Here is a 20,626-nt window from a genome sequence, read left to right as displayed (position 1 = left end):
TATGCTGTTAGGTTCTGTACCGCAGCTTGACCGCGTAGCTGTCCAACTTGGGCCGTTTCCTGTTTATTGGTACGGGATTATTATCGGTACAGGTGTGCTATTAGGTCTTTGGCTAGCAACTCGCGAGGGAGAAAGGCTAGGTATTCCAAAAGATACATTTGTTGACCTTGTATTAATTGCAGTACCGATCGCTATTCTATTTGCGAGAATGTATTATGTTATTTTTGAATGGGAATATTACGCGCAAAACCCGAGTCAAATTATTAATATTCGTCAAGGTGGCTTGGCGATTCATGGTGGTTTAATCGGAGCGGTTATTACCGGAATTCTTTTTGCAAAGCGACGCGGGGTTTCATTCTGGAAGTTGGCGGATATTGCTGCGCCAAGTATTTTACTAGGACAAGCAATTGGCCGATGGGGAAACTTTATGAACCAAGAGGCGCATGGTGATGAAGTAACGAGACAGTTTTTAGAAGGTCTTCATTTACCAGATTTCATTATTAATCAAATGTATATTGAGGGTGTTTACTATCATCCGACGTTTTTATATGAATCATTATGGAATTTTGTAGGTGTAATTTTACTACTTGCATTAAGAAAAGTGAATTTACGCCGTGGGGAATTATTCTTCACATATTTAATTTGGTATTCAGTAGGACGCTTCTTCGTAGAAGGCTTACGTACAGATAGTTTAATGCTAGGACCACTTCGTATTGCACAAGTAATGTCAATTGGACTTGTTGTTATTTCTATTATTTTCATTATTGTGAGACGAAAAATGGGGCAAGCTGATAAAAGATATTCGGAAAATTAGAGAAAAGTAGCATCTTATTGTAAGATGCTGCTTCTTTCATATTCAGGAAAGCGAAAGGACTAAGGCAATGAGAATAAATACAGTGTTATTTGATTTAGATGGAACTTTAATTAATACAAACGAACTTATTATTTCTTCTTTTTTACATACTTTAAATACATATTATCCAAATCAATATAAGCGTGAAGATGTGTTGCCATTTATCGGTCCATCTTTGCATGATACTTTCAGCAAGATTGATGAAAGTAAGGTTGAAGAGATGATTACAAGCTATCGCGAATTTAACCATGATCATCATGATGAATTAGTAGAAGAATATGAAACTGTATATGAAACAGTTCGAGAGTTGAAGAAGCAAGGTTATAAAGTTGGTATTGTTACAACGAAAGCGAGACAAACCGTTGAGATGGGATTACAGTTGTCAAAGCTTGATGGATTTTTTGATGTTGTCGTGACAATTGATGATGTAGAGCATGTGAAACCACATCCAGAGCCACTTCAAAAAGCGCTTGAATTATTAGATGCAAAACCAGAAGAGGCATTGATGGTTGGGGATAATCATCATGATATTGTCGGTGGTCAAAATGCGGGGACGAAAACAGCTGCGGTTTCATGGACGTTGAAAGGTAGAGCATATTTAGAAGCTTACAAGCCGGACTTTATGCTAGATAAAATGAGTGATTTGCTACCGATTTTGTCTAATATGAACCGTTCATAAAGGTCCAAGTAAGTTAGTAGAGGAGCGAGCTAAGTGCGACGGACAACGCGCTATCCTGTTTCAGGAGGAAATTCATTATGGAATGTGTATAAAACAGTGTCTTTTTGGAAGGTAATGAAAAACTTTATTATTATCCAAATTGCGCGTTACACGCCATTTTTATCTGTGAAGAATTGGTTGTACCGTACTTTTTTACGGATGAAAGTAGGAAAGAAAACATCATTTGCACTTATGGTAATGCCGGATATTATGTTCCCAGAAAAGATAACTGTGGGAGAGAATTCGATTATTGGCTATAACACAACGCTTTTAGCGCATGAATATTTAATTCGTGAATATCGACTTGGGGAAATCATCATTGGAAATGAAGTGATGATTGGAGCGAATGTAACAATATTACCAGGTGTGAAAATTGGAGATGGTTCGACTGTCTCAGCTGGCACACTTGTTCATAGAGATGTACCGAGCGGAGCTTTCGTAGGTGGAAATCCAATGCGTATTATTTATACGAAAGAGCAAATGACCGCAAGAGAAGGTTCATGGTGAAAATGTAACATTTCTCTTCTTTTTTTATGAATAAAAAGGAAATAATTGAGTAGAATATACTGTTTTGTTTTTTACGGAATCGTTTATACTTATAGATAGAAGAATGTGTGAACGAAGAAAACAAAAAACTGGAGGATATATGGGGAAAAATCAAAGAATATATAAGGAGAACGGACAAGTTATCTCTTTTAATCAGCTGGCGGACTTCTTTTATAAAAAAGGGATGAGAGCTTACAAAGGGCAAAAATTGCAAGATGCAATTAAATATTTTCGAAGAGCGGCACAAAGTGAGAAGGAGCCGTTTATTTTATGTCAATTAGCATCAGTATTATCTGAGGCTGGTGAATATCAAGAATCGAATCAAATCTTCTTAAAGTTAGTTAGATCTAATCCAGAACTTGAACAGTGCTATTATTTTATTGCAAATAATTATGCATATATGGGGTTATTTCAACAGGCGAAGAAATATGCGGATCGCTATTTAGAAGTTGCAAAAGAGAAGGAATTCGTAGAAGATACATTAGAACTTCTTGAGATTATGGAAGAAGAAGCAATGGGTGCGGAAGAGATTGAAGATGAAGATGATTTAATTGTTATGCAGGAAGAAGCGAATCGTTATATTCGCAATGGACAATTGGAAGAAGCAATTGCTACATTAGAAATTGTTACGAAAGATTATCCGGAATTTTGGTCAGGTCATAATAATTTAGCCATTGCACATTTTCAATCTGGCAATGTAGACAAGGCACTGAAGTTAACAGAAATGATTTTAGAAAAAAATCCTGGTAATATACATGCGCTTTGTAATACGCTTATTTTTCTATATTCAATTGGAGAGCATAAACAAGTAGAAGCGTTAGCGGGACAGCTAGTTTCAGTATATCCGATTTCATTTGAACATCGTTTGAAACTGGGAACCACACTTGCAACGATTGGTTATTTCGAGCATGCATATAAATGGTTCAAACTATTAAAGCGTCAAGGATACGAGGGAGACGTTAGTTTTTATTATTGGTTTGCATATTCTGCTTATATGGTGAAAGATCAGCAACTAGCTGAAAAAATGTGGCAACATGTCGTGGAATTGCACCCTGATAAAAAAGGAAAAGAACCGTGGAATGCGCTGAATTTAGCAGATGAAGGACAAAGTTTGCTATTTGAAGAATTACGAAAATCATTTCAGCAAAGTGCGACGTTAGAAGAACAAATGCTGGCTTTATATTTAATGAATGAATTATCAACGCCAGAGAAGGTTGGATTCTTCTTTGATATAACGCAAGCGAAGAACGGTGTTCCCATCGTATCACAACTTGCAAATTACTTCTTTTTACTTAATAGTCATAAGAGTATTCCAGCTGATTTACAACAATTTGAGCAGTGCGTACGAATCGCGGATGCATTATACAATTATACGAAAAAAGATGATGAATTAATTGAAGAGTGTTTACACTTTTGGTTTTGTACGTTCATACGTTTATATACATCTGGAGATATATTTACAAATGTGTACGGCTGGTCAGCTGCGATTGAATACATTGTACGCGGCGAACAAGGAAATAAAATGACACAGTCGGAGCTTGGAGATGTATATAATGTATCTGTAGCGACTGTCCGAAAGTATGTGCAAGCTGTTAAGCGTACGCACACATAAGATAAGCAAATCATTGGGAAAAAAATGATGCTAACAGTATAATGAGGGTAACTTAATTGTGTAGGAATGGATAGGAGTGAATAGTGTGTCAGAAGAAAAAATTTATGATGTCGTTATTATTGGTGCAGGACCAGCTGGTATGACAGCTGCAGTATATACATCTCGTGCAAATTTAAGCACATTAATGCTTGAACGTGGTATTCCAGGTGGCCAAATGGCGAACACAGAAGATGTAGAAAACTACCCAGGTTATGAGTCTATTTTAGGGCCAGACTTATCAAATAAAATGTTTGAGCATGCGAAGAAATTTGGTGCTGAATATGCATACGGTGATGTGAAAGAAGTCATCGATGGTAAAGAATACAAAACAATTATTGCTGGTAAAAAAGAATATAAAGCACGTGCAATTATCGTTGCAAGCGGTGCAGAGTATAAAAAAATTGGTGTACCGGGTGAAACAGAACTTGGCGGCCGCGGTGTATCATATTGTGCAGTATGTGACGGGGCATTCTTTAAAGAAAAAGAACTTATCGTAATTGGCGGCGGAGATTCTGCTGTTGAAGAGGGTGTATTCTTAACGCGCTTTGCATCAAAAGTAACGATTGTTCACCGTCGTGACACGCTTCGTGCACAGAAAATTTTACAAGACCGTGCTTTCCAAAATGAAAAAGTAGATTTCATTTGGAACCATACTATAAAAGAAATCAACGAAGCAAGTGGTAAAGTAGGAAGTGTAACACTTGTAGACGTAAACAGTGGAGAAGAGAAAGAAGTCAAAACTGACGGCGTATTCGTATACATCGGTATGTTACCATTATCAAAACCATTTGCTGAACTAGGTATTACAAATGAAAATGGTTACCTTGAAACGAACGAACGTATGGAAACGAAAATTCCTGGTATTTTTGCAGCTGGTGATGTTCGTGAAAAAATGCTTCGTCAAATTGTAACTGCAACAGGTGACGGTAGTATTGCAGCACAAAGTGCTCAACATTACGTAGAAGAATTATTAGAGGAATTAAAAACTGTATCAGAAAAATAAGGGATAATATACCTTGTGAGAAGAAAGCTACCGACAGGAGCTTTCTTCTTTTTTTGTGTGAAAATGTCAAAGTTTTGTCAAAAAATATTAGGATTATAAGCTTTCTTATTGATATACTGGACTTTACGGAAAAAATCACTATAAGAAATGAGGAATTTATTCAGTATGGAATGGCGTAATATATATCGTGGATTTTGTATGGGCGTTAGTGATTTAATTCCTGGTGTGAGCGGCGGTACAATCGCTGTTGTGTTAGGGATTTATGAACAACTGCTTGCGGCAATTAGTGGATTCTTTAGTCGTGAATGGAAAAAACATTTAGGATTTTTAATTCCCCTTGCAGCTGGTGTGGCAGCAGCATTTTTAACGTTAAGTCACGTTATTAAATATTTACTTGCAAATCATTATGAACCGACTCAATTTTTCTTCCTCGGTTTAATTATTAGTATATTACCGATGTTAATGAGAGAAGCTGATGCAAAGTCATCGTTTAAAGGTAAGCACATTGTTTTATTAATAGTTGCGGCAATTCTTGTTGCGATTACAGCTTTCTTTAAACCAGATAAGGCAGCAGATCCAATTACGACGTTAACAATTTTAAATGCAATTGGTTTATTTTTCGCAGGATGGATGGCGAGTATGGCCATGTTGCTTCCTGGAATTAGTGGATCGTTTATTTTACTAATTATTGGTGTGTATCCAACAGCAATTAACGCTTTAACTACACTTAACTTACCTTTAATCGTGGTTATCGGTGCTGGTGTTATGGTTGGGTTTGTTGTAAGTAGTAAAGGCATTAGTTTTTTATTAGATCGTTATAAAAGTATGACATTTGCGGCAATTATTGGACTTGTAATCGGTTCGATTGTAATTGTGTTCCCTGGGATTCCGACTGGCGGATTTTCAATTATAAGTTCGATTATTACCTTTATTTTAGGATTTGCGATTGTTACTTATTTCGGTAAGAAATAAGGGCTTTAATCCCCTTGGCGATAAAAATCGTTAAGGGGATTTTTTATGCTATTCATTGAATAAGCATTTACATTGCTTGTTATAGAAAGCTTTTTTAAAATTGTTGAGTTAACGAAAGAGGACTGGCTCCTTCGTTGTAGCAAACTGTTTTTGATAGTATAATGAAAGAAGTATGCAGTGAGGAATTTTACTGCAAGTAGCTGAGGTGAAGAAACATGCAAAGAGTGACAAACTGTGTGTTAATTAGAGATAATGAAGTACTCTTACTCCAAAAACCTCGCCGAAATTGGTGGGTTGCACCAGGCGGGAAAATGGAGCGTGGTGAGACTGTAAGAGATTCCGTTGTTCGCGAGTATCGTGAAGAAACAGGTATTTATTTGAAAAACCCAGCGTTAAAGGGGGTCTTCACCTTTGTCATCCAAGAAGGTGATAAAGTTGTTTCTGAATGGATGATGTTCTCCTTTTTAGCGACAGATTTTGCAGGAGAAAACAAACTAGAGAGCGAAGAAGGCATCATTGGTTGGCATACATTTGACAAAATTGATGATTTAGCAATGGCGCCAGGAGATTATCACATTATTGATTACTTAATTAAAGGAAATGGCATAATCTACGGTACATTTGTATATACCCCAGATTTTGAGTTGCTTTCATATCGATTAGATCCGAGTTAAACCGTCAAGGAGAGGATACGATGACAGAGAATAATGATATAAAAATGGTAATTATTACAGGGATGTCTGGAGCTGGAAAAACAGTAGCTTTACAAAGTTTTGAAGATTTAGGATATTTTTGTGTAGATAATTTGCCACCGATGTTATTGCCAAAGTTTATTGAACTTATGGCGGATTCAAAAGGGAAAATGAATAAAGTGGCACTTGGTATTGATTTACGTGGCCGCGAGTTTTTCGAACATTTATGGGGAGCGCTTGATGATTTATCAGAACGTACATGGATTATTCCTCATATTTTATTTTTAGATGCGAAAGATAGTACGCTTGTAACTCGTTATAAAGAAACGAGACGTTCGCATCCACTTGCACCAACTGGTTTGCCATTAAAGGGAATCGAAGCAGAGCGCGATTTATTAACAGATATGAAGGCACGAGCGAATATTGTGCTTGATACATCGGATTTAAAACCGAAAGAATTACGTGAAAAAATTGTTCACTTGTTCTCAACAGAAACTGAGCAAGCATTTCGTGTAAATGTTATGTCATTTGGATTTAAGTACGGTATTCCAATTGATGCAGATTTAGTATTTGATGTTCGTTTTTTACCAAATCCATATTACATTCCACATATGAAGCCATTAACAGGACTAGATGAAGAAGTTTCTTCGTATGTACTGAAATTTAATGAGACACATAAGTTTTTAGAGAAGTTGACGGATCTGATTACTTTCATGTTGCCTCATTATAAAAGAGAAGGCAAAAGTCAACTTGTAATTGCAATTGGATGTACAGGTGGACAGCATCGTTCTGTTACGCTTACAGAATACCTTGGGAAACATTTGAAACCAGAGTATAGTGTTCATGTATCTCATCGTGATGTGGAGAAGAGAAAGGGCCATTAAGGGATGAAAAAAGAGAGAAAGCCTAAAATTGTTATCATGGGAGGCGGAACTGGACTCTCTGTTTTATTAAGAGGATTAAAGCAATATCCTGTTGATATTACAGCAGTTGTTACAATCGCTGATGATGGTGGCAGTTCAGGTAGATTACGTGATGAGCTAGAAATTCCACCTCCAGGTGACATCCGTAACGTACTTGTTGCGTTATCGGATGTAGAGCCACTGGTGGAAGCTTTATTTCAGCACCGTTTCACAACAGGGGACGGACTGAAAGGTCATGCGTTAGGAAATCTATTGTTGGCAGGTATGACCTCAATTACAGGAGACTTTTTCCATGCAATTACGGAAACAAGTAAAGTATTAAATGTCAGAGGACGTGTATTACCAGCAGCGAATCAAAGTGCGGTACTTCATGCGGAACTTGAAGATGGAGAAATTGTAACAGGCGAATCAAAGATTCCTTATTACGGAAAGAAGATTAATCGTGTCTTTTTAACTCCAGAAGATGTAGAGCCATTGCATGAAACCTTGGCTGAGATTAAACGAGCTGATTTACTTGTTTTTGGTCCAGGAAGTTTGTATACAAGTATATTACCCAACTTAGTTGTTAATAAAATTGGGGATGCTGTTCTTGCTGCAAAGGCGAAGAAGGTGTATGTATGTAACGTTATGACACAAGCGGGTGAAACGATGGGATATACTGCTTTTGATCATGTGCAGGCATTACACGATCATTTAGGGCAACCATTTATCAATACTGCAATTGTAAATAACCGTGATATTCCTTGTGAATTACGTAAGTTATATGAGGAAGAAATGTCTACACCAGTTGTAGTGGATGAAGAACGTTTTGCTGAAAATAATATTGATGTCATTCAAGGTGGATTAGCGAAGTATGATGATCGTGTTGTAAGGCATGATACGTTAAAGTTAGCTTCGATTTTATATTCATTGTTATAAATATGCGTTGCCTCGTTTGAGGTAGCGCTCCTCATTCATATAGGACAAGAATTTTGTTCCATAATAATCGTATAAGGAGGTGTTGACTGTGTCATTTGCATCAGAAACAAAGAAAGAGCTGACGAACCTTGAAATGAAGGAATGCTGTGAAAAAGCTGAATTATCAGCGTTACTTCGAATGAATGGATCGCTTTCTTTTTCAAACCGTCGTCTATCTATTGATATTCAAACAGAAAATGCGGCAATTGCAAGAAGGATTTATACGCTTTTGAAAAAGGGATATGACGTAACGGTAGAATTACTTGTTCGTAAAAAAATGCGATTGAAGAAAAATAATGTATATATCGTAAGGCTTGTTGAGAAGTCTCGCGAAATATTAGCCGATCTTCATATCGTTCGAGATGACTTTTCATTTATTCGAAATATATCACAAGAATTGATTGAGAAGAAGTGTTGTAAACGATCGTATTTACGCGGTGCATTTTTAGCAGGTGGTTCAGTAAATAACCCAGAAACATCATCTTATCATTTAGAGATCTTTTCGTTATATAAGGAACATAATGATGCTATATGTGAACTGATGAACGGATTTGATTTAAATAGTAAGACGCTGGAAAGAAGAAAAGGGTACATTACGTATTTGAAAGAAGCGGAGAAAATTACGGAATTTTTAAATATTATTGGTGCTCATAATGCGCTTTTAAGATTTGAAGATATTAGAATCGTACGTGATATGCGTAATTCCGTAAATCGTTTAGTGAACTGCGAAACAGCTAATTTAAATAAAACAATTGGTGCAGCGCTAAGGCAGATTGAAAATATCCGCTATATTGATGAGACGGTTGGTCTTGATATATTGCCAGATAAACTACGAGAAATTGCGCAGCTACGAAGAGATTATCAAGATGTAACATTGAAAGAGTTAGGTGAGATGGTATCCGGGGGGAAAATTAGTAAATCGGGTATTAATCATCGTTTGCGTAAAATCGATGAAATTGCAGAGAAATTACGCGCGGGGGAAACGGTAGCAAAAAAATAAGAGGTTAAAGGGGAAATGGAGCTGTGGTTCAAAAACGAGTTCAGGTTTCATTAAAAAACGGTTTACAAGCACGTCCGGCTGCGTTGTTTGTACAAGAGGCAAATCGCTTTCATGCAGATATCTTCATCGAGAAAGACGGAAAGACAGTAAATGCAAAGAGCATAATGGGGATTATGAGCTTAGCAATTGGAACTGGTAGTATGATAACAATTACAACAGAAGGTTCAGATGCAGAAGAGGCTTTAGAAGCATTAGCTGCATATGTACAATAAGAAGCTATCGCGTATATGCGATAGTTTTTTTGTTTTTGCTGTTTACTTAAAGGGAGTTTTCGGGATAGGGGGTATGTAGGTGGTTTGTCCTTGTCGTAGATTGTCGGTAAATCGATATGTTGTGTCGAACCGTTGATATATTAAAAAAATCGTTGATATAATTTAAGTTTTGTTCGATATAATTGAAAAATCGTTGATATATTTATGGGGATACTGGATGGGGTATATTCATGCGGAGGCTTAACTATAAAAAAGCACCCTGTAATAGGGCGCTTTTTTATGTATCCAGCTTCAGCGGCTAGAATCTCCGGTTGTTTCGCTTTTACATTCGAGGCAAAAAGCGCCTCGGAATCAGGGGCTCCATCGCCCTGCGATTCTGAACGAGCCGCTTCCGCTTTTAAGTATTAACGATTTGTAAAGATCTTATCGATTAAACCGTATTCTAAAGCTTTTTCTGCTGTCATGAAGTTGTCGCGGTCTGTGTCGCGTTGTAGTACTTCAAGTGGTTGACCAGTACGGTCAGCAAGAATTTGGTTTAGTTTTTCACGTAAGAATAGGATACGTTTTGCAGCGATTTCGATTTCAGTCGCTTGACCTTGTGCTCCACCAAGTGGTTGGTGAATCATTACTTCACTATTTGGAAGTGCATAACGTTTTCCTTTTTCACCTGCTGCAAGTAAGAATGCACCCATAGATGCAGCCATACCGATACAGATTGTTGATACTTGTGGTTTAATGAACTGCATTGTATCATAGATTGCCATACCCGCTGTGATAGAACCACCAGGGCTGTTGATGTAGATGTGAATATCTTTTTCTGGATCTTGAGATTCCAAGAATAAAAGCTGGGAAACGATTGAGTTAGCTACGTTGTCATCAATTGCACTACCAAGCATAATGATGCGGTCTTTTAGTAGTCGAGAGTAAATATCGTAAGCGCGTTCTCCACGATTTGTTTGTTCAATTACTGTAGGAATTAAATTCATCTGTTATTTCCTCCTTCTAAAGCTTTCTTAGTCTTATAATACAATTATGGTCAATAAAGGTCAAACAAAACCACTTTAAATCAAAAAAATATGTAGTTGTACCATGAAATATTCGCTATGTTTTCGAAATTCCCTGCTTATGTATCTTAAACATCATAACCGAATTACATAAATTTAAACGTTATGGAAACTGGAGAAAAAAGAAAAGAACGCCTTTTAACTGAAGCGTTCTTTCGATAATTAGTCTTTTAAAAGATAGGTTACTTTATTTAAAATGTTTTCGATTTGTTTCGCGTTTTTACTATACATTTCGCTTGCTGATTTCGACTTTGTTTCTAGGGAAAATAGTTCAAGATCAGCATGACATTTTTTTAAAGATGCTAATAATAAAGGTTTGTTTTGAGGAGAAGGCATTTGGAGTTTGTCATTGTAAATGTCGATAGTAAGTTGTCCGTATGAATCCACTTGACCGAGAAAGACATTTTCAATAACAACACCGAGTTTTTCTAGTTCAGCATGTAACCAAGCGCGGTTATGTCCACTGGAGGATAGAGGTTCATCTAGTACATTTCCATCCATAATAACAGTTTGCGGTTCTTTCTCGTTTGGTACTTTTAAACCAATGTCTTTTGCTGTAAGTGGCTGAGAATCTTTCTTTAATAGTACATTTAATTCTCCGCTGGGTTCTAAGACAGCAAATTCGACTTCAGCTACGCTGAACGCACTTTTTCCTCGGAGTAGTTCAAGTAATTCGTCACTCGTATATTTTTCTTTCTTTAAGTTATCTTCGAGTATCTTTCCATCTTTTATTAATACGGTAGATTTCCCTTCAAAGAAATCCCGAGCTGTTTTGTTCTTTAAGGAGAGGATTCCTGTGAAAAAAGGTACCGCAGCGAAAATGAGTATCGCAAAGACGCCATGGAAAAATTTCGAATCGAGCCCTGTAGATACTTGGGCAGCGATGTCACCGATTGTCATTCCGGCAATGTATTCAAAAAAGGAGAGCTGAGAGATTTGTCTTTTCCCTAACCATTTCGTAATAGCGAATAAAATAATTAATATGAATACAGAGCGAAGAATGACAAGTGTCCATTCCGGCAGGTGAGACATAGTCATTTCCTCCAGTCTACTTAAAACCCTTTATATTGAGGTTCTTCACGTTCTAATACTGAAACTCTATTCTGTAAATCAGCGATGATGCTGTCCATTTCTAACATACATTCATGAAATACGCGTTTGGATTCGTCGTCTTGTGAATTTAATGAAAGCGAGCTTAAACTCGCTTGAGCTCCTCTTACACTAGCAAGGCAAGTTTTTACGCTAGCGATAACAGTCATACAAACACTCCTTATCCTTTCGGTTTAAATAATAATGCTCCTATGAAACCAAAAATAATAGCTGCGGATACGCCGGCGCTCGTTACTTTAAACATTCCGGTAATGACGCCAACGATACCATGTTTTGCAGCTTCTTCCATCGCACCATGAACGAGGGCGTTACCAAAACTTGTAATAGGTACAGTTGCACCGGCTCCAGCGAAGTCAATTAATGGTTCATACAAATTGAATCCATCTAATATTGCTCCGGCAACAACGAGTGTTGCCATTGTATGAGCTGGTGTTAGCTTGCCAACATCAAACATGAGTTGTCCGATTACACATATGAGTCCACCAATGACGAAAGCCCAGAAAAAAATCATTGCGTTGCACCTCCAAATTCAATCGAAACGGCGTGAGCGATACACGGAATCGTTTCTTCTTGTTGGAATGTAAGTGGAGATAGTAAAGCGCCTGTCGCAACGACAAGTATTTTTTTGAACTCTCCTCTTTTCATTCGATTTAATAAGTGACCGTACACTACGGTTGCAGAACATCCAGGGCCACTAGCACCGGCTATGACAGGTTGTCCTTCTCTATAAATGATAATCCCGCAATCTTGAAACTGCTCGCTCGTTACTTTTGTTCCATGCTTATGTAGTAAATCGTAAGCAATTTCGCGACCGACATGACCAAGATCACCGGTCACGATTAGGTCATAGTAAGAGGCATCGATTTGTCGTTCGCGTAAATGGGCTTCGATTGTATCGACTGCAGCTGGAGCCATCGCACCTCCCATATTAAAAGGATCTGTTAATCCCATATCAATAACTCGCCCAATCGTTGCAGAGGTTACTCTTGGACCATGTCCAGTATCGCTTAAAATAGCTGCGCCAGCGCCAGTTACTGTCCACTGTGCAGTAGGTGGTTTTTGTCCACCATATTCGGTAGGGTAGCGGAACTGTTTTTCTACAGCGGTGTTATGACTTGATGCACCAGTTAATAAATATTTTGCACCTTTTGCATTTACGATACTTGCTCCAAGTGCTAAACCTTCCATAGAAGTAGAACAAGCCCCGAATAACCCGAGATAAGGAGTGCCCAGTGTGCGGCAAGCAAAGCTTGTTGGAGTAATTTGATTAATTAAATCTCCTGCAAGTACAAATTGAATATCATCTTTACGAAGTTCTGCTTTTTCAGTAGCACGACTACAAGCTTCTTCGAATAAAATTTTATGTGCTTTTTCATAGGAATCTTGTCCAAGCCATAAATCTTCATGAAGGATATCGAAGTCTTCTGGGATGTTCCCCTTTGCCTCAAAAGGTCCACCAACGACTCCTGTTGAAATAATAACGGGTTTGTTTTCAAATACCCACGTTCGGTGTCCTTGTAACATTTATAGCCCTCCCCATTGAACAAGAATCGTTTTAATAAGTGCGATGACGAAAGCGGAAAATACACCAAATAAAATAACAGAGCCAGCTAATTTAAACATGTTACCGCCAACACCAAGAACAAATCCTTCCGTTCGGTGTTCGATACAAGCTGCAATAACGGAGTTTCCAAATCCAGTAACAGGTACAGCTGTACCAGCACCAGCAAACTGCCCAAAACGATCGTATATACCAAATCCAGTTAGTAACATAGAAATGAAAATAAGAGTTGCGACGGTTGGATTTCCTGCTGAACGTTCAGTGAAATCAAAATATGTGATGTAAAAAGTAGAAATGAGTTGTCCGATGAAGCAAATAAAACCACCAACGAAAAAGGCTTTTATACAATTTTTTAAGACAGGTCGTTTCGGTTCGCGTTCTTGCTCGAATTTTTTATACTCCTGTTGTACAGGTGTTAAGTTTTTATCTTTACTAGACATTGCAATCCTTCCTTTTCTTTTAAAAAGCGTTAAGTGTTAGACTCCATTTTTTTACCAATGAGTTTTAATTGCTTATTAATCTCATCTTTAGATACTTTTTTTTCTTTAATCTTTCTTTCGAGCTTTTCGAGTAACATAAAGATTTTTTTATCTGTACTTACACGAACATCGAAAGTAGGGTGCTCATCACTTAGCTGCTTTTGAAGCTTTTTACGAAGCGGTTTTAATCCAAACCTTTCGTGATGCTCAGGTGTAACTGCTATGTAGAGATCTAAATTTGAATTCACTGCTGTGCTTTTTATAATTTCATCCATAGCGAGAGCTCTTTTCTTCGCTCCTTGTGATATAGATTGATTAAAGGATTCCGTACTCGTCTTTGTTAACTTTGGACCTTTTTCTTTCTCCGTTTGTTTTGCTTCTTCTTTCACTTTTTTATCTAAAGGACTATTATCACATCCGGTAAAAGAGCTAAATAGAAGTGCAAATAATGCGGTTATGAGGCCGAGTTTTCGCATAATTATCATTCCATTTCTATTGCAATATGTAATGTGATAGAAAAAGGATGATTGCATATCATCCTTTTTCTATTTCACAGCAAGACGGATTCGTTATTGCTGTGAGTATTGTGGTTCTTCTTGTTGGACTTCTTCAACGCGTGGGTTTAAAGAATCGATAATCGTTTGTGTTTGCTGCGCAGCTGTTTGGAAAAGTTGCTTAGCTTGTTGGTTATCCGTATCAAGAGCGAATCCCTCTAAGCTAGCTTGTGCACTTTTTAATCCAGAAACAGTTTGCTTTAATTTTGTAATTACAGTCATTGAATGAAGCCCCCTTTGGAATATCAATTCAAAGATTATAATTTGTGAGTTGGGGTGAATTTATGATTGGAAAATTTAGGGGTGGAATATATTTTATATGTTTTTAGCTAAGGTGCATAAGGGAATGCGGGGATATTTTTATTGATTTAGATGGATTTTATTGCTATTATTATGAGAAGAAAATGAAGTGTTTTCTATAATCATGCGCCCATAGCTCAGTCGGATAGAGCGGTGGTTTCCGGTACCACGTCTGCCGGGGGTTCGAATCCCTCTGGGCGCGCTTTTAGATTTTTAAATAATTACATGTTTTTTCTTGAAACCTTGATATAACTGGACTTATATAATTTTGTAGGAACTATCTATTTCAAATAAACTTATACGTTTAGAATTATTTTTGCACGATTTTTGCACGTTTTATATAACTGATTGGAACAAATTCAACATAGTTTGATCAACAATTCTAGATTCCTTTTGTTCCATTTCATCTAAGACATGTGAATATGTTTGTAGTGTAATTACAATATCTTTGTGGCCAAGTCTTCTTGAAATGTATTTTATATTAACGCCATTGTATAAGAGTATAGATGCATGTGTATGGCGTAATGAATGACATGTTATCGGTTTAACATTGCATCTTGCGCAAATCTTTTTAAGAACTTTGTTTACAGCGTTATTTGTTATAATTTCCATTTGATTATTAATAAAGCACAAATTTTTAGTATTCCTTAAACCTGTTTTCAGAGCATGTTCTTTTTGGTATGTTTGTAAATCTTTTAACATACTCACTGTTTCCTGATCAATTGTTATTGTACGTACAGATTGATAATTTTTAGTGTTACCAAAGTCATTCTTATCACGATAATCCCAAGTCTTATTGATTGTAATTGTTCTCTCTTCTAAGTCTATACAGTCCCATGTCATCCCCATTATTTCACCAAATCTTGCCCCAGTGGCTATGGCAAAAAGAATTATATATCTTGAAATGTATTGTGGTGTCAAATTTGCGCGTAATTCATCCACTATGTTTTTCATCTCTTCTTGATTGATAAACTTTAATTCTTCTGATTTTGTTTCATTTTCTCCATGTATGATAGCTTTGTAAGTAGGGTCTCTATGCAAAATTCCATCTTCAATTGCATATTTTATACATGCTTTAACGCAGTTATGTTTTTTCTTGACGGTCATTTTAGCACGTTTTTTAGATAATTCATTTAAAAAGTTTTGATATAAAACCCTATTTAAGTCTTTCATACGGACACCAATAAAATGTTCTTCGACTAATTTTACAGATTGTAAAAGGTTTTTCTCATGCGATAGACTATGTTTTCCTTTTTTATATACCTCAAACCATTCTCGCATATACTCGGAGAATAGTTTATCTTCTGCATTTAAATTATGTCCACGACTTATTTTTTTTTCTAATTCACTTGCTGCAATTGCTGCTTCCTTTTTGGTCGAGAATCCACCTTGGGTTTTTGTTTTGTATTTATCTCCATCTTTATAAGAAACGCGATACCTCCAACCAGTTGCTCTTTTTTCAAAGCTTGCCAAGTTTTTCTCCTCCATTCAAAATAAAATTCACTAAAACTTTTGAATGTTTATATGTGTATCAGTTAAGAAATGAACTAAGTAATTTTTATGATAAAAAGATACTCCTTTTGTCATCCGGATATATTCAAATGCATCTATAACACAAGCCGTTGTAACTTCAAGCTCTTCTGCTATATCCCAAGGTGTTTGGATGCCTTTTTCATAGCATAGTATTAAAGCATCAATTGTAACGATTCGGAGGCAGCCTATTTTTCGGGCTTGGAATTCTTGCTGACGTTCGGTAATAGTTTCCTGTTTAATTATATTACCTATGCCTTTCTCAAAGTGAGCTATTTCCTCACTAACTGTTACGTACTTTTCTGCAATGGTTTGATTAAGATTATTATTGATATATATTTCACTACCAACACAAAGTCCACTTAACCCATTAGGCATCTCATTATTAAAGTTGAAAGTTATTTCTGGATATTGTGCTATAAGTGTTTCCAACTTGTTCATATAAATGCTCCTATTTTCTTTTACTTTTAACAAAATTAATGAAGTCCATTACCTCTTGTAGTTCTTCTTTGCTTAGATTATCTTCCATGTGAGCTGCGATTACCATATGACGATCATCTTCTGTTTCCTGATCCTTGTTTATAGTGATAATCCCTGATACATCATCATCAGTAATTCTTTCTCCTTTTTCCAGCTTTTCTGCTATCGTAAAGAAACTTTGGGGACTTACCTGTAATGCCTTTGCATAATTTTGTATATCTAACTCATCAAGTGTGCTATTTCTATTTTCATGACCAGATATGGTGCTTTGTTTATAACCAGTAATTTTTTCTAAATCTTTTTGAGTCATTCTTCTGTATTTACGTAAATATTTGATCGCAGGACCCAGAATATTTTTTTTCAATTTCAAGTTACCTCCATCCATTGATACGATAAGGATAGTATACTCTAAAATAACGCGTGATACAATAAAAATATTGTGCATCGTAATATTATTTTCGTGTATAGCTTGAATAATATCGAGATATGCGATATTATTTGGTCATCGGATAATTCGGAGGTGACACAATGACTGTTAAAGAAGAAATTAGAAAGAAATATTTAAAACCTAAACGAATTTTAAAAAGAGAAAGAATGGCACGTGATATCACGATTGCAGAAATGGCAATTGCATTGGGGATCAATAGAGACGCATACTCTGCGAAGGAAAAAGGGAAATTTTCATTTTCGGATTATGAGATGCAAGTTATTAAAAAAAAGTTAGGCTTACCAATTGAGTATCTTTTTTTTATAGATTAATATCGAGTATCTCAATATTTTGAGGGGGATTTTAAGTGGAAAAAGAAAAAACATGGTGGGAAATGAAAGATTTAAAAAAAGCTACCGGATATAGTTATGGTTGGTTAACACAAAATATTCTTTACAAACCTTGTTATAAAAAAATATTGGATATTAATAACGGTGGTTTTGTTTATTACCCAGAGTCTAGAGGGAAAAAGTGGTTGTTTATAGCTGATAGAATGCAAGAGTTTCTTGAAAAGCATTTTAATCAGATTGTGAGTAGATAAAAGCAAGTTAACTTACATATATCCATTAAGCCAATAAATCTTAAGGAGAGTGAAAAGCATGAACGGAGGTGAGTTAATTGAAAAATGGTAAAAAGCCAACAAAAAAAGAAAAGATTCATATTAAATCATACAATTTGAATCCTGATAATTGGTTGATTTTTAAAAAAGTAAGTAATGAATTGCATTTGGTGCATCGTAATACGAATAAAACTAAAGTTATTCCGAATTTGTAGAGGGGGAAATTAACATGAATCATTTAACAGTAGCAAACGAACAAGCATTAGTATTTGAAAACAACGGAAAAGTAGTAACAGATAGTCTAATGATTGCTGAAATGTTTGTAAAGACACATGACAATGTGTTGAAAGATATTAGAAAACAAATTGAATATGCGGGACCTGAATTTTCACTCGTAAATTTTCACGAGTCAAATTATGAAAATGAGCGTGGGCGAAAATACCTTAAGTATAACTTAACAGAAGAAGCTTTCACGTTGGTTGCAATGAGTTACAACACAAAAGAAGCTGTTCAAATGAAAATTAAGTTTATTGAAGAGTTTAAACGAATGAAACAACACATACAAAATCAGCAACAACTTCCTAAAGATCCAATGAGTATTCTTAAACTCACATTTAATGTTTTAGAAGGTCAAAAACAAGAAATTCAAGATATTAAATCAGATGTGAAGGATTTACGAGAAAATGCACCTTTATATGCTATTGAATGTGATGAAGTATCAAAGGTTGTAAGAAAGTTAGGTGTTCTTCTATTAGGTGGTAAAGAATCTAATGCTTATCGGGATGTTAGCCTTAGAAAAAAAGTGTATAGCGATATTTATAGTCAATTACATAGAGAGTTTGGGATTAGTAGTTATAAAGCTATTAAACGTCATCATTTAGATAGAGCGATTCAAATCATTAATGAAGAATATTCACTTCCAATCATTTTAGAAGAAGAAATTACAGCTACAAATGCACAAATAAATATGGCGGAAGTTCAGTAGGAGGAGCAATCATGCAACAACAAATTTTAGTAATTGTTACGAGTTTATCCAGTACACCAAATGTTTTCGGATACAAAACAAAGGATGCCGCAAAAGAAGGAGTTCAAAAGTTGATTAAAAAAGGAACGAGTCCTAATTCAATTATTGTCGCTCAAGAACTACCTATGAACATCGATATTCAAGTGGATGTTGAATTTTAAGAAGGAAGGCTTAGGTGAGAAAAATAATGGAAGTCATGATTGATTTAAATACATTTGCTGATGGAGCGCTTGCTGAAAGATTTCATCAAGAGTTTGAGCGTGTAATGGAAAATATGGCGGATTTAAATACTGATCCTAAAAAAGCAAGAAAGATTGTTTTAACACTTTCATTTGCTGGTGATAAAAAGCGTGATGTATGGAATTGTCAGGTTCAAGCCACTTCGAAACTAGCACCAACAGAAGCGGTAGAGTCTAAGATTCTATTAGATATGGACCAAAACGGAAATTTAGTTGGTCAAGAGTTAGCTTCCGGGATCCAGGGACAGTTTTATATGGATCTACAGGGTGATGTGAAAACAGATGTTGGACAACCTGTAGAAGAAGTAGAAAAGAAGGAACAAAATCAGGTTTCTGAAAAGCAAACGGTAGTAATCGATTATATGAAAAGTAAATCTAATTAAGAAAAGGGGAAATAAAAAATGACTATGACAAGAGAAGCAATTGAAAAGGTATTAGAGATTGGAACGATTGAAACACATAAAATCGGGGAACAAACTTATTCAACACAACGATTACATCTTGTACAAGAACCGACACCAGCAGAGATTACTGTTCGTAGTTTATCTGGTTTAGTAGGTTACGTGAAATCAGAATTTGACACAACAGAAGCTGTAATGATTCATATTGTAAACCCAACAACGGTAAGATGCTTTACTGCGGTTAATGGAGATAAGGCTAGAAGTACTTATATCGAAGCACAAGCATCCATTCCACGTTTTAATTTTGGAAGCTTTTATGACAGAGAAGAATTTAATATTGCATTGCAATCAGGTTTTGTACAAAACAATCATCGAGACATTGTTTTACAGGTAGTAGGTACGGTTGTAGAAAATGATGTTAAGGAAATTGGAGATGATGGTGTATCGCAAGCTGTAACAGTGAAAACAGGAGTTGCGAGTAGAGGGAATGCAAAAGTACCTAATCCAGTGCAATTAAGCCCGTATAGAACATTTGTTGAAGTGGAACAACCAGAAAGTAAGTTTGTGTTCAGAATGCGTGAAGGTGCACGTTGTGGTTTGTTTGAAGCTGATGGTGGGGCTTGGAAGTTAGAAGCGATGAATAACATTAAAGAGTATTTAAACGAAGCGTTGGCGCAAGAAATTGAGTCTAAAAAGGTGTTTGTTTTAGCCTAATGGATATTACAACGGTAGAAAGTACAACGAATGTCTGTATCTTTGGATTAGGGATTGTGATACTTGCGTATGGAGTTTATAAAGGTGGTACTTTCATTGAACAAAAGTTTGATGAAAGTGATCGCTTAGAAAGGGAGGCTTTAGATGATGGGAATAGAAAGCCGAGTTCTTCCGGAACATCTAGAAAAGGCTTTGGAATTAGAAGAGGAGCGTAGAGAGTGTATACAAAATCTGCATCTGTTATATAAACAAATGAACCAGGCAAATAAGGAAAGGAATAAAACTTTGTATCTTGAATTACATAATGCTTATCAGAAGCAAAGTATAAGAGATTTAGAGATATCAAAACAGTTATCAGCTATGTATTTTAAGAAACAAAAAAGTGATCGTGAAGCAGAAAGAACAGAGGTTTTTCGTGTAGCAGATCGTCTTGAAAAGGTTGGTGGCAGAAAAGAAGTAGTTGAAAGAATTCGCAAGAATGCATAAGAGAAGAACCCGCTGCAACGGGTCCTAAAGAAAAAATAATAATACGTATTA

Annotated in this window: 31 protein-coding genes and 1 tRNA gene; 21 read left to right on the top strand and 11 right to left on the bottom strand. The window is 36.1% G+C overall.

Going from position 1 to position 20,626, the window contains the following annotated elements:
* Position 1: 1 nt before the first annotated feature.
* The 11 genes from lgt to JFU02_RS17400 all read left to right on the top strand — a co-directional run bounded on the left by lgt (position 2) and on the right by JFU02_RS17400 (position 9,587).
* Positions 2-814, top strand: coding sequence for a prolipoprotein diacylglyceryl transferase (gene lgt, locus JFU02_RS17450; protein WP_000924241.1), 813 nt, complete (start codon positions 2-4; stop codon positions 812-814).
* 67 nt (positions 815-881) lie between these two features.
* On the top strand, positions 882-1,532 hold the full coding sequence (gene ppaX, locus JFU02_RS17445) for a pyrophosphatase PpaX (RefSeq protein ID WP_003308171.1): 651 nt from the start codon (positions 882-884) through the stop codon (positions 1,530-1,532).
* A 33-nt stretch (positions 1,533-1,565) separates the two neighbouring features.
* Positions 1,566-2,078, top strand: a complete 513-nt coding sequence (locus JFU02_RS17440; protein ID WP_001255087.1) for an acyltransferase — start codon at positions 1,566-1,568, stop codon at positions 2,076-2,078.
* Positions 2,079-2,217: 139 nt separating this feature from the next.
* Positions 2,218-3,729, top strand: coding sequence for a tetratricopeptide repeat protein (locus JFU02_RS17435; RefSeq protein WP_000517719.1), 1,512 nt, complete (start codon positions 2,218-2,220; stop codon positions 3,727-3,729).
* Positions 3,730-3,814: 85 nt separating this feature from the next.
* Positions 3,815-4,771, top strand: coding sequence for a thioredoxin-disulfide reductase (gene trxB / locus JFU02_RS17430; protein ID WP_140337933.1), 957 nt, complete (start codon positions 3,815-3,817; stop codon positions 4,769-4,771).
* Between the two features lie 165 nt (positions 4,772-4,936).
* Positions 4,937-5,743, top strand: coding sequence for a DUF368 domain-containing protein (locus JFU02_RS17425; protein ID WP_000455196.1), 807 nt, complete (start codon positions 4,937-4,939; stop codon positions 5,741-5,743).
* 215 nt (positions 5,744-5,958) lie between these two features.
* Entirely contained in the window at positions 5,959-6,417 is a 459-nt protein-coding gene (locus JFU02_RS17420; RefSeq protein ID WP_001190080.1) for an NUDIX hydrolase, read from the top strand.
* Positions 6,418-6,437: 20 nt separating this feature from the next.
* Positions 6,438-7,319, top strand: a complete 882-nt coding sequence (gene rapZ / locus JFU02_RS17415; protein ID WP_000138458.1) for an RNase adapter RapZ — start codon at positions 6,438-6,440, stop codon at positions 7,317-7,319.
* 3 nt (positions 7,320-7,322) lie between these two features.
* Positions 7,323-8,276, top strand: a complete 954-nt coding sequence (locus tag JFU02_RS17410; RefSeq protein ID WP_000712185.1) for a gluconeogenesis factor YvcK family protein — start codon at positions 7,323-7,325, stop codon at positions 8,274-8,276.
* An 88-nt stretch (positions 8,277-8,364) separates the two neighbouring features.
* A complete protein-coding gene (whiA, locus tag JFU02_RS17405; RefSeq protein WP_000006563.1) occupies positions 8,365-9,315 on the top strand; it encodes a DNA-binding protein WhiA in 951 nt (316 codons plus the stop codon).
* A gap of 23 nt (positions 9,316-9,338) precedes the next feature.
* Positions 9,339-9,587: an HPr family phosphocarrier protein gene (locus tag JFU02_RS17400; RefSeq protein WP_000250307.1), complete on the top strand. Its 249-nt coding sequence runs from the start codon at positions 9,339-9,341 to the stop codon at positions 9,585-9,587.
* Between the two features lie 404 nt (positions 9,588-9,991).
* Here JFU02_RS17400 and clpP read toward each other — a convergent pair whose 3' ends face one another.
* The 8 genes from clpP to JFU02_RS17360 form a co-directional block, all read right to left on the bottom strand.
* A complete protein-coding gene (clpP, locus tag JFU02_RS17395) occupies positions 9,992-10,573 on the bottom strand; it encodes an ATP-dependent Clp endopeptidase proteolytic subunit ClpP (protein ID WP_001049162.1) in 582 nt (193 codons plus the stop codon).
* Positions 10,574-10,813: 240 nt separating this feature from the next.
* Entirely contained in the window at positions 10,814-11,683 is an 870-nt protein-coding gene (locus JFU02_RS17390; RefSeq protein WP_000018899.1) for a DUF421 domain-containing protein, read from the bottom strand.
* 20 nt (positions 11,684-11,703) lie between these two features.
* Entirely contained in the window at positions 11,704-11,910 is a 207-nt protein-coding gene (locus JFU02_RS17385) for a DUF1657 domain-containing protein (protein ID WP_000215905.1), read from the bottom strand.
* Between the two features lie 11 nt (positions 11,911-11,921).
* Entirely contained in the window at positions 11,922-12,272 is a 351-nt protein-coding gene (gene spoVAE / locus JFU02_RS17380; protein WP_000575919.1) for a stage V sporulation protein AE, read from the bottom strand.
* On the bottom strand, positions 12,269-13,285 hold the full coding sequence (gene spoVAD / locus JFU02_RS17375; protein ID WP_000938970.1) for a stage V sporulation protein AD: 1,017 nt from the start codon (positions 13,283-13,285) through the stop codon (positions 12,269-12,271). The genes spoVAE and spoVAD overlap by 4 nt, the downstream gene beginning before the upstream one ends.
* Entirely contained in the window at positions 13,286-13,762 is a 477-nt protein-coding gene (gene spoVAC / locus JFU02_RS17370; protein WP_000095399.1) for a stage V sporulation protein AC, read from the bottom strand. It lies immediately after the preceding gene.
* A gap of 29 nt (positions 13,763-13,791) precedes the next feature.
* Positions 13,792-14,277, bottom strand: coding sequence for a YhcN/YlaJ family sporulation lipoprotein (locus tag JFU02_RS17365; RefSeq protein ID WP_001228537.1), 486 nt, complete (start codon positions 14,275-14,277; stop codon positions 13,792-13,794).
* Positions 14,278-14,370: 93 nt separating this feature from the next.
* On the bottom strand, positions 14,371-14,577 hold the full coding sequence (locus JFU02_RS17360) for a DUF1657 domain-containing protein (protein WP_000216166.1): 207 nt from the start codon (positions 14,575-14,577) through the stop codon (positions 14,371-14,373).
* 204 nt (positions 14,578-14,781) lie between these two features.
* Here JFU02_RS17360 and JFU02_RS17355 point away from each other — a divergent pair.
* A tRNA-Arg gene (locus tag JFU02_RS17355) sits at positions 14,782-14,857 on the top strand.
* A 134-nt stretch (positions 14,858-14,991) separates the two neighbouring features.
* Here JFU02_RS17355 and JFU02_RS17350 read toward each other — a convergent pair.
* Genes JFU02_RS17350 through JFU02_RS17340 form a run of 3 tightly spaced genes read right to left on the bottom strand, consistent with a single transcriptional unit; the run spans position 14,992 to position 17,029 of the window.
* Entirely contained in the window at positions 14,992-16,128 is a 1,137-nt protein-coding gene (locus JFU02_RS17350; RefSeq protein ID WP_000135758.1) for a site-specific integrase, read from the bottom strand.
* A 30-nt stretch (positions 16,129-16,158) separates the two neighbouring features.
* Positions 16,159-16,626 (bottom strand): hypothetical protein, encoded by a 468-nt coding sequence (locus JFU02_RS17345; RefSeq protein WP_001037137.1) that lies wholly within the window; start codon positions 16,624-16,626, stop codon positions 16,159-16,161.
* Between the two features lie 10 nt (positions 16,627-16,636).
* Positions 16,637-17,029, bottom strand: a complete 393-nt coding sequence (locus tag JFU02_RS17340; protein WP_014894864.1) for a helix-turn-helix domain-containing protein — start codon at positions 17,027-17,029, stop codon at positions 16,637-16,639.
* A gap of 164 nt (positions 17,030-17,193) precedes the next feature.
* Between JFU02_RS17340 and JFU02_RS17335 the strand changes: the two genes are divergently transcribed.
* From JFU02_RS17335 to JFU02_RS17295, 9 genes are all read left to right on the top strand, one after another.
* Entirely contained in the window at positions 17,194-17,424 is a 231-nt protein-coding gene (locus tag JFU02_RS17335; protein ID WP_000216290.1) for a helix-turn-helix transcriptional regulator, read from the top strand.
* Between the two features lie 35 nt (positions 17,425-17,459).
* Positions 17,460-17,693: a DUF771 domain-containing protein gene (locus JFU02_RS17330; protein ID WP_000410023.1), complete on the top strand. Its 234-nt coding sequence runs from the start codon at positions 17,460-17,462 to the stop codon at positions 17,691-17,693.
* Positions 17,694-17,770: 77 nt separating this feature from the next.
* Positions 17,771-17,926 carry a DUF6906 family protein gene (locus JFU02_RS17325; RefSeq protein ID WP_000788384.1) on the top strand — a complete coding sequence of 52 codons (156 nt, stop codon included), beginning with the start codon at positions 17,771-17,773 and terminating at the stop codon, positions 17,924-17,926.
* Between the two features lie 14 nt (positions 17,927-17,940).
* Positions 17,941-18,696 (top strand): Rha family transcriptional regulator, encoded by a 756-nt coding sequence (locus JFU02_RS17320; protein WP_001016248.1) that lies wholly within the window; start codon positions 17,941-17,943, stop codon positions 18,694-18,696.
* Positions 18,697-18,707: 11 nt separating this feature from the next.
* Positions 18,708-18,896 carry a hypothetical protein gene (locus JFU02_RS17315; RefSeq protein WP_001187283.1) on the top strand — a complete coding sequence of 63 codons (189 nt, stop codon included), beginning with the start codon at positions 18,708-18,710 and terminating at the stop codon, positions 18,894-18,896.
* Between the two features lie 26 nt (positions 18,897-18,922).
* Complete coding sequence (locus JFU02_RS17310; protein ID WP_000453496.1) at positions 18,923-19,357, top strand: hypothetical protein; 435 nt, start codon at positions 18,923-18,925, stop codon at positions 19,355-19,357.
* A gap of 18 nt (positions 19,358-19,375) precedes the next feature.
* Positions 19,376-20,089 (top strand): hypothetical protein, encoded by a 714-nt coding sequence (locus JFU02_RS17305; protein WP_000178946.1) that lies wholly within the window; start codon positions 19,376-19,378, stop codon positions 20,087-20,089.
* Complete coding sequence (locus JFU02_RS17300; protein ID WP_000355710.1) at positions 20,089-20,304, top strand: hypothetical protein; 216 nt, start codon at positions 20,089-20,091, stop codon at positions 20,302-20,304. Before JFU02_RS17305 ends, JFU02_RS17300 begins: the two co-directional genes overlap by 1 nt.
* Positions 20,234-20,575 carry a hypothetical protein gene (locus tag JFU02_RS17295; protein ID WP_080350656.1) on the top strand — a complete coding sequence of 114 codons (342 nt, stop codon included), beginning with the start codon at positions 20,234-20,236 and terminating at the stop codon, positions 20,573-20,575. The genes JFU02_RS17300 and JFU02_RS17295 overlap by 71 nt, the downstream gene beginning before the upstream one ends.
* Positions 20,576-20,626: the final 51 nt, after the last annotated feature.

This window comes from Bacillus sp. TH13 (assembly GCF_016651175.1).
GTDB classification, from domain to species: domain Bacteria; phylum Bacillota; class Bacilli; order Bacillales; family Bacillaceae_G; genus Bacillus_A; species Bacillus_A thuringiensis_S.
The sequence above is the reverse complement of the archived record's forward strand: the minus strand, read 5'-3'. Positions and strand labels throughout refer to the sequence as shown.

Bases quoted from the DNA above. Each gene is read 5' to 3' on its own strand.
- JFU02_RS17365 (WP_001228537.1), bottom strand. From the start codon at position 14,277: ATGCGAAAACTCGGCCTCATAACCGCATTATTTGCACTTCTATTTAGC.
- JFU02_RS17310 (WP_000453496.1), top strand. From the start codon at position 18,923: ATGGAAGTCATGATTGATTTAAATACATTTGCTGATGGAGCGCTTGCT.
- JFU02_RS17360 (WP_000216166.1), bottom strand. From the start codon at position 14,577: ATGACTGTAATTACAAAATTAAAGCAAACTGTTTCTGGATTAAAAAGT.
- clpP (WP_001049162.1), bottom strand. From the start codon at position 10,573: ATGAATTTAATTCCTACAGTAATTGAACAAACAAATCGTGGAGAACGC.
- rapZ (WP_000138458.1), top strand. From the start codon at position 6,438: ATGACAGAGAATAATGATATAAAAATGGTAATTATTACAGGGATGTCT.
- JFU02_RS17425 (WP_000455196.1), top strand. From the start codon at position 4,937: ATGGAATGGCGTAATATATATCGTGGATTTTGTATGGGCGTTAGTGAT.
- JFU02_RS17420 (WP_001190080.1), top strand. From the start codon at position 5,959: ATGCAAAGAGTGACAAACTGTGTGTTAATTAGAGATAATGAAGTACTC.
- JFU02_RS17410 (WP_000712185.1), top strand. From the start codon at position 7,323: ATGAAAAAAGAGAGAAAGCCTAAAATTGTTATCATGGGAGGCGGAACT.
- JFU02_RS17335 (WP_000216290.1), top strand. From the start codon at position 17,194: ATGACTGTTAAAGAAGAAATTAGAAAGAAATATTTAAAACCTAAACGA.
- spoVAC (WP_000095399.1), bottom strand. From the start codon at position 13,762: ATGTCTAGTAAAGATAAAAACTTAACACCTGTACAACAGGAGTATAAA.
- JFU02_RS17390 (WP_000018899.1), bottom strand. From the start codon at position 11,683: ATGTCTCACCTGCCGGAATGGACACTTGTCATTCTTCGCTCTGTATTC.
- JFU02_RS17315 (WP_001187283.1), top strand. From the start codon at position 18,708: ATGCAACAACAAATTTTAGTAATTGTTACGAGTTTATCCAGTACACCA.
- JFU02_RS17320 (WP_001016248.1), top strand. From the start codon at position 17,941: ATGAATCATTTAACAGTAGCAAACGAACAAGCATTAGTATTTGAAAAC.
- JFU02_RS17435 (WP_000517719.1), top strand. From the start codon at position 2,218: ATGGGGAAAAATCAAAGAATATATAAGGAGAACGGACAAGTTATCTCT.
- JFU02_RS17300 (WP_000355710.1), top strand. From the start codon at position 20,089: ATGGATATTACAACGGTAGAAAGTACAACGAATGTCTGTATCTTTGGA.
- JFU02_RS17345 (WP_001037137.1), bottom strand. From the start codon at position 16,626: ATGAACAAGTTGGAAACACTTATAGCACAATATCCAGAAATAACTTTC.
- spoVAE (WP_000575919.1), bottom strand. From the start codon at position 12,272: ATGATTTTTTTCTGGGCTTTCGTCATTGGTGGACTCATATGTGTAATC.
- JFU02_RS17305 (WP_000178946.1), top strand. From the start codon at position 19,376: ATGACTATGACAAGAGAAGCAATTGAAAAGGTATTAGAGATTGGAACG.
- ppaX (WP_003308171.1), top strand. From the start codon at position 882: ATGAGAATAAATACAGTGTTATTTGATTTAGATGGAACTTTAATTAAT.
- JFU02_RS17385 (WP_000215905.1), bottom strand. From the start codon at position 11,910: ATGACTGTTATCGCTAGCGTAAAAACTTGCCTTGCTAGTGTAAGAGGA.
- lgt (WP_000924241.1), top strand. From the start codon at position 2: ATGCTGTTAGGTTCTGTACCGCAGCTTGACCGCGTAGCTGTCCAACTT.
- spoVAD (WP_000938970.1), bottom strand. From the start codon at position 13,285: ATGTTACAAGGACACCGAACGTGGGTATTTGAAAACAAACCCGTTATT.
- JFU02_RS17295 (WP_080350656.1), top strand. From the start codon at position 20,234: ATGATGGGAATAGAAAGCCGAGTTCTTCCGGAACATCTAGAAAAGGCT.